Below are 13425 nucleotides of genomic sequence, written 5' to 3' on the forward strand. Positions count from 1 at the left end.
CTCGACGAGGTGGATCGCGAGCTTGAACGACGGGGACATCGCTTCGCCCGCTACGCCGACGACTGCAACGTATATGTGCGCAGCCGGAAAGCTGGTGAGCGGGTGATGGCTCTGCTCCGGCGCCGCTATGACAAACTGCGCTTGAAGATCAATGAATCGAAGAGTGCGGTGACCAGTGCGTTTGGCCGTAAGTTTCTGGGCTTTGAACTCTATAAGACCGGAAAGAATGAGGTGAAACGCGCTGTGTCCCGGAAGGCGCTGGAGACATTCAAGCAGAGGATCAGGCAGCTTACCCGCCGATCTGGCGGACGCAGCATCGAGCAGGTGGTTGAAAGTCTGCGCCCCTAAGTACTGGGTTGGAAAGCGTACTTCGGAATGGTTCAAACGCCGCGACTCTGGCGCACGCTGGACGAGTGGATGCGCCACAGGATGCGAACTATCCAGCTCAAGCACTGGAAGCGTGGCACCACGATCTATCGAGAACTGCTGGCCTTGGGCGCTCCGGTTGCTGTAGCCCATCGAATCGCGGCGAACAGCCGCAGATGGCAACGCAACAGCCGCTACCTGCTCAACAGCATCTTTACCATTGCCTATTTTGATCGCCTGGGCATGCCACGGCTCACATAACCTCAACTTCTCGAACCGCCCGGTGCGGACCCGCATGCCGGGTGGTGTGGGAGGGGATCGGCCAGACTAGCTGGCCGCCCCTATCCCGATCCGGACCAACCATGCCGCCGCTTACCGCCAAGCCTTACCTGCGTTCCGTCCAGGTCGATCCGCAGGCCGACATCGACCTGGAACGCTATCCGTTCACGATTCCGGCCGTGCGCGAGCTGGGCGTGCTCGAGCCGCATCCGGACGTCACTTTTTTCGTCGGCGAGAACGGCGCGGGCAAGTCCACTGTGCTGGAAGCGATCGCCGTGGCGCTGGGGTTGCCTGCGGAGGGCGGGACGAAGAACGTGTATCGGGAGCAGCAGGACGTGTCGCCGCTGCAGCACGTTCTGAAGGTCGCCAGGGGCTGGCGCTGGCCACGCAACAGTTATTTTCTGCGTGCGGAAAGCCTGTTCAACGTGTTCACCTATCTCGACGACCTCGGGCCCGATCCCCGCGGGCGGCCTTCGTTGCACTTGCGCTCGCATGGTGAAGCGTTCATGGCCGTGCTGCAGGATTTCAAAGGCGAAGGCTTTTATCTGCTGGATGAACCGGAAGCCGCGCTGTCCCCGAACCGCCAGCTGGCCGCGCTGACCGTCATCGACCGGCTCGTGAAGGAGGGCGCGCAATTCATCATCGCGACCCATTCGCCGATCCTGCTCGCGTACCCGCGTGCGAAGATCCTCAGTTTCGACGGCACGGGCATCGCCGAGATCAGCTACGAAGATACGGAACACTACGCCGTCACGCGCGACTTCCTGAACCACTACCCGCGCCGCCTGCAACAATTGCTCGACGACTAATGACCAGATTCGGGGTCAGAGCACATTTTTTCTGAAAGTCGGGGGCAGAGCCATTTTTCGTCATATGTGTAAAAGCGACGAGGTTGCATCGTTCCCGTGACGTACGCATCGAGTAGAGCACATCAAGGGGACAATCTTCCCTGCAGACCATGTTTCGAAAAAGTGCTCTGACCCCGAATGAAGCCGGCTAGCTTGCGCGCCGTGCAGGGGCCAAGGTGTCGTATGCTCGTCCCGACGGCCGCCGCCGGGCGCGCGTGGGGAAAGTGAATGATCGATGCTGAACAAGTGAAGGCCGTGGTGCGCTTGCCGGCGCCGCAACGCTATGAATATTTCGTCAAGCGGGTGGCCGCGTCGGGTACCGTGTGGGGCCTGTACCGCAACGGCTGGGCGCTGGCGAAGAAGGACGACGGCACGCTCGTGTTCGCGATGTGGCCGGACGAGGAGTTCGCGCGGCTGTGCGCGGAATTCGAATGGGATGGCTATGAACCGCAAGCCTTTTCGCTGGACGAGCTATTATCCGAGCTGCTGCCCCAGCTGCAGCAGGACGACCTCCTGCCCGGCATCTTCCGCACGCCCGGTTCGAAAGGCGTGATGCCGACGCCGGGCCTGCTGCGCGTCGACCTCGAGGACGAGTTGCGAAGGGAAACACCATGAACGCATTGCCGCACGGCGCGCTGGCCTTGTCCAGCCTCGAAGAACAGATGCTGCAGCCCGGCGTGAAGGGCTTGCCGTTGACGGCGCCGCTGCGCCAGGGCGCGATCGGCGTGCAGGGCTGGAACGTGCTGCATGGCGATACGAGTTTTCCCGTCGCGGTACTGAAAACATCCGCGCTGCGCCACAACCTCGAGTGGATGCGCGATTTCTGCGACCGCCACGGCGTGCGCATCGCGCCGCACGGGAAGACGACGATGTGCCCGCAGCTGTTCGGCGCCCAGCTCGCGAACGGCGCCTGGGGCATCACGCTGGCGAACGCCGTGCAGGTGCGGGTGGCGCACCGCTTCGGCGTGCGCCGCGTGCTCGTCGCGAACCAGCTCGTCGCGCGCAGCGACGTGCGCATGGTGCTGCAGCTGCTGCACGAGGATCCGGGCTTCGAATGCGTCGTGCTGGCCGATTCGCTCGCGGGCGTGGCGCGCCTGGCCGAGGAAGTCGATGCGCATCCGCTCACGCGTCCTTTATCCGTGCTGGTCGAACTGGGCCTGTCCGGCAAGCGCGCGGGCTGCCGCACGCCGGAGGAAGCGCTGACGGTGGCGCGGGCCATCGAGCGCGCGCCGGGTCTCGTGCTGGCCGGCTTCGAAGGTTATGAAGGCTTGCTGGTATCGGACGACCACGATGCCGACCTGCGCGCCGTGTCCAGCTTCGTCGCGCGCCTGTGCGCGCTCGTGCGCGAGGCCGACGACGAAGGCCTGTTCGGCACGCGCGAGATCCTCGTGACGGCGGGCGGCTCGTCGTACTTCGACCTCGTCGCGCGCGGCTTCCAGGAGCTGCACGGCCTGTCGCTGCCGCTCGTGCCCGTGCTGCGCAGCGGCTGCTACCTGACGAGCGACCACGGCATGTACCAGCGCCACATCGCCGCGCTCGACGCACGCGAAGGCGTCGAACCGGATGCGGGCCTGCGGCCGGCGCTGGAGATCTGGAGCGTCGTGCAGTCGCGTCCCGAACCGGGCCTCGCGATCCTCACGATGGGCAAGCGCGACGCGTCGCACGATGCCGGCCTGCCGGTGCCGCTGTGGCACCACCGGCCCGGTCCCGGCGCCGCGCACGCGCTGCCGGACGGCTGCGAGATCGTCAAGATGAACGACCAGCACGCGTACCTGCGCCTGCCGGAAGGCCCGGTGCGCGAGATGCTCGCGGTGGGGGACCTGGTCGGCTGCGGCATCTCGCATCCGTGCACGACGTTCGACCGCTGGCTGCTGCTGCTGGCCGTGGACGACGACTACGCGGTACGCTTCGCGCTCAACACTTTCTTCTAGAATGGCCGGGCGGTAGGCTACAATCGGTTGTCGTTTTTTCGCTGACCGATCATGCCCGCCACGCCGCCGTCGCTGTTCCCGCCCATCCTCCCGAACCGTCATGGCATGCTGGCCGTGGACGACCTGCACACGATCTATTGGGAAGAAGTGGGCAACCCGAACGGCATCCCCGTCGTGTTCCTGCACGGCGGTCCGGGCGCGGGCCTGTCGCCGCAGCACCGCCGCTTCTTCGACCCGAGCACCTACCGCGTGATCCTGTTCGACCAGCGCGGCGCCGGCAAGTCGACGCCGCTGGGCGAGTGGCGCAACAACACGACGCAGCTGCTCATCGAGGACATCGAACGCCTGCGCGCCATGTTCGGCATCGAGCGCTGGCTCGTGTTCGGCGGCTCGTGGGGCTCGACCCTGGCGCTGGCCTACGGACAGGCGCACCCGGAGCGCTGCCTCGGCTTCGTCCTGCGCGGGATCTTCCTGTGCACGCCGGCCGAGATCGAATTCTTCCTGTACGGCGTGCAGTGGTTCTATCCGGAGCTGTACGACGAATTCATCGCGCCGATTCCCGTCGAGGAACGGGGCGATTTGCTGAAGGCGTACACGAAGCGCCTGCTGTGCGACGATCCGCAGCAGTACTGGCCCGCCGCGCGCGCGTGGAGCCGCTTCGAGGGGCGCCGCGTGTTCCTGCTGCCGCAGGAAGAAGAGCACGCGTCCGACACGCTCGACCTGGGCGTGGGCCGGCTCGAATCGCACTACATGGCGCACGGCGGCTTCCTCGAACCCGACCAGCTGCTGCGCGACGTCGGCCGTATCTCCCACCTGCCGGCCGTGATCGTGCAGGGCCGCTACGACGTGATCTGCCCGCCGCTGTCCGCGTACCGCCTGCACCAGGCCTGGGCCGGCTCGCGCCTGCGCATGATCCCGGACGCCGGCCACGGCGCGCTGGAAGCGGGCATCGCCCGCGCCCTCGTCGCCGCCACGGAACAGTTCAAGCGACACGGCCGTTTCGATTGAAACGGCGTCGATTCGGACAGAGGCCACCGCCTGCTACACTGTTCCCAGCTTCTTACAATAACGACAAGCTACCCGCATGAATATCCAGACCAACGACATCGGCCATGTCATTCAGCTGTCGATCGCGCCCGTGTTCCTGCTGACCGGCGTGGCGACCAAGCTGACGGTATTGATGAACCGCCTCGCGCGCATCATCGACCGTACGCGCGACCTCAAGATCGAATTGCGCAAGGGGCCGGATCCGGATTGCAGCGAGGAGCTCGACGTGTTGTACCAGCGCTGGCGGCTGATCAATTATGCGATCACGGCCAGTACCGGCTGCGGCTTCCTGATCTGCGTGATCATCGCCTGCCTGTTCCTCGGCGATACCACCAATCTGCCGCTCGACCGCTACATCGCCGGCATGTTCGTGGTGGCCATGGTCGCCCTGATTGCCAGCTTCATTTTCCTGCTGCGCGAAGTGTCCGTCTCGTTCCGCTACATGCGTATCCACCGTCACGACGCGCCGGTCGGGCCGGACTAGTTTTTACGAATCGAGACCATCATGAACGACTATCAACGTCCCCCCACCCTGCACCGCTACGGCCTGCGCGCCGAGCTGGAACTGGCGCTGTCCACCGGCCAGTTCAAGCTCCAGCCCGAGAACGGTTTCCTGACCCTGTCGTTTTCCACGGCGTGGAACCGGGGCCTGTTCGACGTCCTCGGCCCGGCCGACAGCTGCCTCGTCATCCACAACACGGAAGAATTCGGCGAGCGCCTGCACCGCGCCGTCCAGCGCGCCTTGCCCAACTGGGCCGGCATCGACGGCCAGGTCGAATACGGCATCCGCTCGCGCCTGGGCTCGGCCTTTTCCCGCCCGATTTCCGACGCGCGCGAAAAGGAGTGGAAGTTCGCGTGGCGCTCCCTGGCGCCGCATACGAGCCTGAATCCCGTCACGGTGCGCATCGGCAGCATCGAGCAGTTCGCGGAACTGCGCACGCCGGAGAGTTATCCGGCCTGACGTTCGCGCGTGTTGCGATTAGAACCACGGCTCCAGGAAATCCCGGTGTAATGCCGGGATCATCACTTACGTCGTGCCCATGACCGCCTCGCTCCCCGACACCGCTTATCCGCACCTGCTGTCCCCCCTAGACCTCGGCTTCACGACGCTGAAGAACCGCGTGATCATGGGGTCGATGCACACGGGGCTGGAAGACCGCTTCTGGAACTACGGGAAACTGGCCGCGTTCTACCGCGAGCGGGCGCGCGGCGGCGCGGGCCTGATCGTCACCGGCGGCATCTCGCCGAACCGCCAGGGCTGGCTGCTGCCTTTCGGCGGCACACTGAACTTCCGCGGTGACGTGTTCAATCACCGCCGCGTCACGCGCGCCGTGCACGAAGAGGGTGGCAAGATCCTGCTGCAGATCCTGCACGCGGGCAGATACGGCTACCAGCCGCTCGTCGTGTCGGCCTCGAACGTCAAGTCGCCGATTTCTCCGTTCCGCCCGCGCGCGCTGACGGCACGCGGCATCGAGTCGACCATCGCGGCCTATGTCCGCTGCGCGACGTTGGCACAGAAGGCCGGCTACGACGGCGTCGAGGTGATGGGCAGCGAAGGCTACCTGATCAACCAGTTCCTGTGCGCACGCACGAACCGCCGCACGGACGCGTGGGGCGGCAGCATCGGGAACCGCATGCGCCTGCCGGTGGAGATCGTGCGCCGCATCCGCGCGGCCGTCGGGCGCGAGTTCATCGTGATGGTCCGCCACTCCGTGCTGGACCTCGTCGACGGCGGCAACACGTGGGACGAAGTCGTGCAGGTGGCGCAGGCGCTGGAGAACGCCGGCGCCACGATCCTCAACACGGGCTACGGCTGGCACGAGGCACGCATCCCGACCATCGTCACGTCGGTGCCGCGCGCTGCATTTGCGTCGGTCGCGGCGCGGCTGCGGGATGCGGTCCGCATTCCCGTGGTCGCGTCGAACCGCATCAACATGCCGGCCGACGCGGAGCGCCTGCTGGCCGAGGGCAGCGCGGATATGGTGTCGATGGCGCGGCCGTTCCTGGCCGATCCCGACTGGGTGAACAAGGCCGCGGCGGGCCACGCGGACCGCATCAACACGTGCATCGCCTGCAACCAGGCGTGCCTGGACCACACGTTCGCCAACAAGCGCGCGACCTGTCTCGTGAACCCGCGCGCGTGCCACGAGACGGAACTGGTGTACACGCCGACACGCCAGCGCAAGCGCATCGCCGTCGTCGGCGCCGGGCCGGCCGGATTGTCCGCCGCGACGGTGGCGGCGCAGCGCGGCCATGCCGTCACGTTGTTCGATGCGCTTGAGCGGATCGGCGGCCAGTTCAACATCGCCATGCGCATCCCCGGCAAGGAAGAATTCGCGGAAACCATCCGCTATTTCGGCCGCCAGCTGGAGCTGACGGGCGTGGAACTGCGGCTCGGCCAGCGCGTCACGCGCGAGGAACTCGTCGCGGCCGGCTATGACGACGTGATCGTGGCCACCGGTGTCACGATGCGCCGTCCCCGCATCGACGGCATAGCTCATCCGAAGGTGCTGTCCTACCTGGACGTGCTGCGCGACCGCGCGCCCGTCGGCCCGCGCGTGGCGATCATCGGCGCCGGCGGCATCGGCTTCGACACGGCGGAGTTCCTGGTCCACGACGCCGACGCGCCGCGCCCGCAGCCCGTCGCGGACTGGGCCGGCGAATGGGGCGTCGACCTGGACGTGGCCGCACCGGGAGGCCTCGTGAAGCCGCATGGCGTGACGCCCGCGCGCAGCATCTGGCTCCTGCAGCGCAAGGCGACGCGTCCGGGCGCGGGCCTGGGCAAGACGTCGGGCTGGGTGCACCGCGCCACGCTGGCCCGCAACGGCGTCGCGATGCTGGCGGGCGTGCAGTACGACCGCATCGACGACGCGGGCCTGCACATCACCGTGGGCGGGCAGGCGAAATTGCTGGAAGTGGACAACGTGGTGATCTGCGCCGGCCAGGAAAGCCTGGCGGAACTGATGCCGCCGGAAGGGCAGCAGGGCGGACCGGCGTTCCACAAGATCGGCGGCGCCGCATTGGCGGCCGAGCTCGATGCGAAGCGGGCGATCCGCGAAGGGGCGGAGCTGGCGGCGCGGCTGTAGGACGTAGCGTATTCGCAACTATTGGATAGAATTCAAGTTAACATATTGGCAAATAGATGGTAAGTTGCATAACTGATCCCTCTGTTTCAGCCTGACAATGTCCACATCCCCCAAAACGATTCCGTACCTCGACGGTTGGCGCGGCCTTGCGATCGTGCTCGTCCTGCAATCGCACTTCGGCCTCGGTGGCGGGGGCAGGCTGGGCGTCGCGCTGTTCTTCGCGCTGTCCGGCTACCTGATGGGGGAACTCCTGTTCGTCAAGAACGTGCCGCTGGGCCGCTTCTTTAAACGCCGCATCAGCCGCATCGTTCCGACGTACTGGCTGTATGTCGCCGCGGCGTTCGCACTGGCGGGCGCGGCGTGGTACCAGAAGCCGTACGAGGTGCGGACCGACGAACTGGTCTCGACGCTGCTGTTTGCCCGCACTTATTATCCGGCCGACGTCAGTATCTGGTCGGGCGCCTGGCAGATCGGGCATTTCTGGTCGCTGAACGTCGAAGAGCACAGCTATATCTACCTGGCATTGCTGGCCCTCGTGGCCGGGGCCGCCGGCGTCAAGAGAACCTGGCTGCTGGCGCTCAGCACGCTCGCGTGCCTCGGCCTTAACCTCTACTACACGTTTTATCCACCCGGCGGCGCGTCGCCGTGGTTCGCACGGTCGGAATGCGCGGCGTTGGGCCTGATTGCGTCGGCCACGCTGCGCGCGTGGCGGCACGAGATGCCGGCGCTGCACACGGGCGCGGCCTGGATTGCTCCCGCGACGCTGGCGCTCGGCGCCGTGTGCTTCACCTGGACGGGCCTGCCGATCCTCGCGATCACGCTCGGACCACTGCTGCTGGCCGTGTCCATCAACTATGTCGGGACCGCGCCGGCGCTGCTGCGCAACGCGCTGTCCGTGGGGGTGCTGCGCTGGTTCGGGATCTGCTCGTTTTCGGTGTACGTCTGGCAGCAACTGGCGTACGTGGCGTACCAGAACCATCTGTTGCAGCGCCAGCTGGCTGGTGTGATCGGGATCCTGGTCGGCGTCGTGGCGTTCTACCTGTACGAAGATCCGGTGCGGCGCTGGCTGAACGGCGAGCGCCGCACGAGCGCCGCCGCGGCTGCGCCGCTGCAGGCGGAAGGCCAGGCGTAACGACGCTTATTGCCCCGCGCCGCTGCTGCCTTTTTTACTCTTCTTGCTGCGGGAACCCGACGCCGGCTGCGCCGTCTGGTCACCCTGGCGCGGCGTGGCGAGATCGCTCTGCCGGGAGCCCGCCGCCGATTCCAGCGAGCCGCCTTTCTGCTGCTGTTCCATGCCGCCGTAGCCCGACTGGCGCGATGCGTTCAGGCGGTCTTCCTCGCCGCGCGCCTGCATGCGCTGGGCGCTCTGGCGGGCGCTCCAGCCGGCCTGCTGCGCACCGGCGCCACCGCGCTGGCCGCCCACGTTGTCGTTGAGACTACCCTGCAGCGAGCCGCGCGCGCGCAGCGATGCGCCCAGCTGTTCGATATTGGCCGACTGCACGTTGGCACTGCCCGGCGCCACCCAGCCCGGCGCACGCGGCTGCTGGCTGTCTTGCGCGACGGTGACGGTTTTTTCCTTGGCGATGCCGCGCGAATGCGTGGTGTCCGGTCCTTTTTGTTTCGACATTTGATCCTCCTGTGAGCTGGGCTGACAAGAGGATCATGCGCGCGGGGAACGGGCTATTCCAGAGGAAGAGGGAGCGCACCTTTGTAGGACTGGAACTACCTTTTACGCACGACGACGCAGCCGATCGAATACCCCGCGCCGAACGAGCAGATCACGCCATGGGCGCCGCTGGGCAGGTCGTCCTGGTGCGAGTGGAACGCGATGATCGAGCCGGCCGACGACGTGTTCGCGTAGCGGTCGAGGATCACCGGCGCTTCGTCCGGCGTGGCGTCGCGGCCCAGCAGGGTGCGCACGATCAGCTGGTTCATGCTCAGGTTCGCCTGGTGCAGCCAGAAGCGGGCGATGTCCTCGATCTTCAGGCCCGCGTGCTCGACGGTGTCGCGGATCATCGCGGCCGCCATCGGGCACACTTCCTTGAATACCTTGCGGCCCTGCTGGCGGAACAGTTTATCGGGCTGGCCGATGCCGTCTTCATCGAAACGGTTCATGAAGCCGTAGTTGTTGCGGATATTGTTCGAGAACTTCGTCTTGAGTTTCGAATCGAGGATCTCGAACTGGTGGGCGCTCGTCGCCGTGTCGGCCGCTTCGATGACCATCGCGGTGCACGCGTCGCCGAAGATGAAATGGCTGTCGCGGTCGCGGAAGTTCAGGTGGGCGCTCGTGATTTCCGGGTCGAGCACGAGCACGGCGCGCGCCTGGCCCGTCTGGACGGCGGCGGCCGCGGTCTGGATCGCGAAGGTGGCGGACGAGCAGGCCACGTTCATGTCGAAGCCGTAGCCGTCGATGCCGAGCGCTTCCTGCACCTCGACGGCCATCGCCGGGTAGGCGCGCTGCATGTTGCTGGCGGCGACCAGGACCATGTCGATGTCGGCCGGCGTGCGGCCCGCACGGGCGAGGGCCTGGCGCGCGGCGGCCACGCAGATCTCGGCCTGCAGCGACAGTTCCTCGTCGGCGCGCTCCTTGATGCGCGGCGTCATGTGCGTGGGGTCGAGGATGCCGGCCTTTTCCATCACGTAGCGCGACTTGATGCCCGACGCTTTTTCGATGAAGGCGCTGCTGGACGGTTCCAGTGCGGTAACCTCGCCGGCCGCGATCTTCTCGGCGTGCTCGGCGTTGAACAGCTCGACGTATTGGTTGAACGCCGTCACCAGCTCATCGTTGGAGATCGAATTCGGTGGCGTGAACAGGCCGGTGCCGCTGATGACGACAGGTTTCATGTTTGGCTAGCTTTCATAGACAATAACGGGAGGCAACACTCCCTTGAATCAGGCGATTCTACACAATCGTACTGACGGTGGGAACCGAGGCCCCATTCCACAGGAAGCCCGTCAGTACAGGCGTTGTGCGGAATCAGTGAGCCTGTTGGGCGAGCGAGGCGGGCGGCGTGGCGCGTTTGGATAACTGTACGGGCAGGCCTTGCAGATGGTGCAGCGCCTGGGTCAACTGAAAATCGTCCGCGCTGCCGAATTCCAGCGGCTTGCGGGTGCGTTCGGCGGCGAGGATCCGCATCTGCTCCTCGATGTCGTCGTGGTTCGTCGCTTCCTCGCCCGCGCGGCTGGTGTCGTTCTTGAGGTGGTGCTGCAGGTCGGCTTCGCGCATGCGCAGGGCGTTCAGGCCGTCGCCGTCGGCGTTCTCGTCGACGGGGACGTCGGGCACGATGCCGCGCGCCTGGATCGAACGGCCGCTGGGCGTGTAATAGCGCGCCGTCGTCAGTTTCACCGCGGTGTCGCCGGCCAGCGGGCGGATCGTCTGCACGGACCCCTTGCCGAACGTCTGGCTGCCGACGATGGCGGCGCGTTTATGGTCTTGCAGCGCACCCGCGACGATTTCCGATGCCGATGCCGAACCCGTGTTCACGAGCACGACCATTGGAATCGTTTTATACAGGTCCGGCACCTTGTCGAGCGGATCGTTGCCGCGGCTGAGCAGGTAGTACTCGGGGCTGCCGTAGAAGCGGGCCTTCGAATCGTCCAGCTGGCCGTTCGTCGAGACGATCTCGGCATTCTTCGGCAGGAACGCGGCGGAGACGCCAATCGCGCCCTGCAGCAGGCCGCCCGGGTCGTTGCGCAGGTCGAGCACGAGACCTTTCAGGTTCGGCTCCGCGCGCGCCAGCGCGGCCAGTTTATTGGCGAGATCCTCGACGGTCGGTTCCTGGAACTGCGACACGCGCACCCACGCGTAGCCGGGCGCGACGATCTTGCCCTTCACGCTCTTTTGCACGATCTCGTCGCGCACGATCGTGAACGACAGCGGCGCCGGGGCGTTCTTGCGCAACACCGTGAGCACGACCTTCGTGTGCGGCTCGCCGCGCATGCGCTTGATGGCCTCGTCGAGGTCCATGTCCTTCACCGCCGCGCCGTCGACGTGCGTGATCAGGTCGCCCGCCTGGATGCCGGCGCGGGCGGCCGGGGCATCCTCGATCGGGGTGACGATGCGGACATAGCCTTCTTCGCTCTGGTTGATCTCGATGCCCAGGCCGACGAATTTGCCTTCGGTCCCTTCGCGCAGTTCGCGGTAGGCCTTGCGGTCCAGGTAGGCCGAGTGCGGGTCGAGCGCGCCCACCATGCCGGAAATGGCCTGCGTGAGGAGCTTGCGGTCTTCGACAGGCTCGACGTAGCCGGCCTTGATCGTGTTGTAGGCATGCGCCAGCTGGTGCAGGCCTTCGATGGGCATGCCGTCCACCGGCTTGTGGGCCAGGGCCGAATATTGCATCGTGACGCCGACCCCGAGGATCACACCGAGGGTGACCAGGGCAACGTTCTTGAAGCTGGAGCGCATGGGTGATGAGCGAAAGGGGACTGCGGTCCAGTATAACCCTCCCGCGGCCCGGTGCGACGCCGGGACGCGCGGGAATCTCGTCAGGCGACGGCGCGGTTGCCGGTCGGCAAGGTGCCGCGGCTGTTGATGATGCGCGAAAACAACGTCAGCTGGCCGTTGGTCGTGTCGTCCCAGCTGAAACCCTCGGCATAGCGGCGGGTGGCGGCGTGGTCCGGGTAGTTGCGGCGCAGTTCCGTGACGGCGTCGGCGATGCCTTTCGCCGTGCGCTCCTTCATCAGCACGCCGGCTTCCGGCCTGGCCACGACTTCCGGCGTGCCCCACACGTTGGATGCAACGACCGGCGTGCCGCAGGCCATCGATTCGAGCAGCACGTTGGCCCAGCCTTCGCGGCTGGAGGCGAGGATCATCGCATCGGCCGCGTTGTAGTAATGCTTGAGCTCGGTCTGCGCGACGGCGCCGAGGAATTTGACGCGGTCGGTCACGCCCAGGCTGGCGGCCAGCGCTTCCAGCTTCTTGCGCTCCGGGCCGATGCCGGCAATGAGCAGTTTCACGTCCGGCAGCATCGGCAGCGCGCCGATGGTCAGGTCGTGCGCCTTGCGCGGGTCGAGCACGCCGACGGAAATGACGGTGAAGCCGTCGATGCCCAGCTGGGCGCGCGCGGCCGCGCGGTCCATCGGCACGAAGCGCTGCAGGTCGACGCCGTTGCGCAGCGCGACGATGCGGTCGCCCGGAATGCCCAGACCGATCATCTCTTCGCGCAGCGCCTGGCACACCGTGATCATGCCGGCCGCGTTGTTTGCCGCCCACATGAGTTGTTTTCTCGGCAGCGTGAACTGCGGAATCAGGTTAATGTCGGTACCGCGGGCCGTAATCACGACGGGCTTGTTGAAATACTTGCCCAGCATCGCCGCGGCCACGCCGTCCGGATAAAAATAGTGCGCGTCGATGACGTCGAAGTCATAGCCCTCGTCGATGATGCGCCCGATCTCTTTCTTGCAGGCCTGGGCCATCAGCCACGGCGCCGCCGTCATCCCGACCTTCGGAATGACGAGGTAGCGGGGGTGCGTGACCTCGATGTCGTAGCGGGTTTCACGCGCCGGCACCTTGGAAAAGGCCGCGTAATCGCCGAAACGCGGGTGCTGCGACGGGAACCAGGGCACGGGCGCGACGACTTTCGATTCGACCTGGCCGCTGGCGAGCAGGTAGCGCAATCTTGTTTCGACAAAGATGCCGTGGCTGGGTTTGACCGTGTTCGGGAAGAGGGAACTGAATGTAAGGAGCTTCATCGACGATGTGCGCAGGGCGGAATAGCAGAGCGTAGCATCTATTATGTAATAGATTGCAATTACTTGGCTTTTCTAACGGAACGTGCCCCAGTTTAATAGCAAAAAAGCAAACGTGTAGCGTGCTCGCCAGAAATCTGTGATAAATTCGTCTAGTTATTAACCCGGCGGCATGTCCTC

General features: G+C 65.7%; 12 protein-coding genes and 1 pseudogene. 9 read left to right on the forward strand and 4 right to left on the reverse strand.

What is annotated here, in order from left to right:
- The 9 genes and pseudogenes from QPK29_RS25385 to QPK29_RS25425 form a co-directional block, all read left to right on the forward strand.
- Window positions 1–627, forward strand: a pseudogene (locus QPK29_RS25385) (group II intron maturase-specific domain-containing protein); the annotation flags it as partial.
- A gap of 101 nt (window positions 628–728) precedes the next feature.
- Window positions 729–1454, forward strand: a complete 726-nt coding sequence (locus QPK29_RS25390; protein WP_371770459.1) for an AAA family ATPase — start codon at window positions 729–731, stop codon at window positions 1452–1454.
- Window positions 1455–1721: 267 nt separating this feature from the next.
- A complete protein-coding gene (locus QPK29_RS25395) occupies window positions 1722–2108 on the forward strand; it encodes a DUF2750 domain-containing protein (protein WP_056134013.1) in 387 nt (128 codons plus the stop codon).
- Window positions 2105–3424 (forward strand): amino acid deaminase, encoded by a 1320-nt coding sequence (locus tag QPK29_RS25400; RefSeq protein WP_371770458.1) that lies wholly within the window; start codon window positions 2105–2107, stop codon window positions 3422–3424. Before QPK29_RS25395 ends, QPK29_RS25400 begins: the two co-directional genes overlap by 4 nt.
- 51 nt (window positions 3425–3475) lie before the next feature.
- Window positions 3476–4432: a prolyl aminopeptidase gene (pip, locus tag QPK29_RS25405; protein WP_056134018.1), complete on the forward strand. Its 957-nt coding sequence runs from the start codon at window positions 3476–3478 to the stop codon at window positions 4430–4432.
- 76 nt (window positions 4433–4508) lie between these two features.
- Window positions 4509–4955, forward strand: a complete 447-nt coding sequence (locus QPK29_RS25410) for a DUF2721 domain-containing protein (protein WP_056134022.1) — start codon at window positions 4509–4511, stop codon at window positions 4953–4955.
- Window positions 4956–4976: 21 nt separating this feature from the next.
- On the forward strand, window positions 4977–5432 hold the full coding sequence (locus QPK29_RS25415; protein ID WP_056134025.1) for a hypothetical protein: 456 nt from the start codon (window positions 4977–4979) through the stop codon (window positions 5430–5432).
- Window positions 5433–5511: 79 nt separating this feature from the next.
- Complete coding sequence (locus QPK29_RS25420; RefSeq protein WP_371770457.1) at window positions 5512–7557, forward strand: oxidoreductase; 2046 nt, start codon at window positions 5512–5514, stop codon at window positions 7555–7557.
- Window positions 7558–7654: 97 nt separating this feature from the next.
- Window positions 7655–8689, forward strand: a complete 1035-nt coding sequence (locus QPK29_RS25425) for an acyltransferase family protein (protein ID WP_056330266.1) — start codon at window positions 7655–7657, stop codon at window positions 8687–8689.
- 6 nt (window positions 8690–8695) lie between these two features.
- Here QPK29_RS25425 and QPK29_RS25430 read toward each other — a convergent pair whose 3' ends face one another.
- The 4 genes from QPK29_RS25430 to QPK29_RS25445 form a co-directional block, all read right to left on the reverse strand.
- The gene (locus QPK29_RS25430; RefSeq protein WP_056330262.1) at window positions 8696–9184 is read right to left on the reverse strand and encodes a hypothetical protein; all 489 of its coding nucleotides are present in this window, start codon (window positions 9182–9184) and stop codon (window positions 8696–8698) included.
- Window positions 9185–9279: 95 nt separating this feature from the next.
- Complete coding sequence (locus QPK29_RS25435; RefSeq protein WP_160407020.1) at window positions 9280–10401, reverse strand: beta-ketoacyl-ACP synthase III; 1122 nt, start codon at window positions 10399–10401, stop codon at window positions 9280–9282.
- Window positions 10402–10534: 133 nt separating this feature from the next.
- Window positions 10535–11962, reverse strand: a complete 1428-nt coding sequence (locus QPK29_RS25440) for a S41 family peptidase (protein WP_160407018.1) — start codon at window positions 11960–11962, stop codon at window positions 10535–10537.
- Between the two features lie 80 nt (window positions 11963–12042).
- Complete coding sequence (locus QPK29_RS25445; RefSeq protein ID WP_160407015.1) at window positions 12043–13248, reverse strand: glycosyltransferase family 4 protein; 1206 nt, start codon at window positions 13246–13248, stop codon at window positions 12043–12045.
- Window positions 13249–13425 lie beyond the last annotated feature (177 nt).

This window comes from Massilia orientalis (assembly GCF_030411975.2).
Taxonomy (GTDB): Bacteria; Pseudomonadota; Gammaproteobacteria; order Burkholderiales; family Burkholderiaceae_D; genus Telluria; species Telluria orientalis.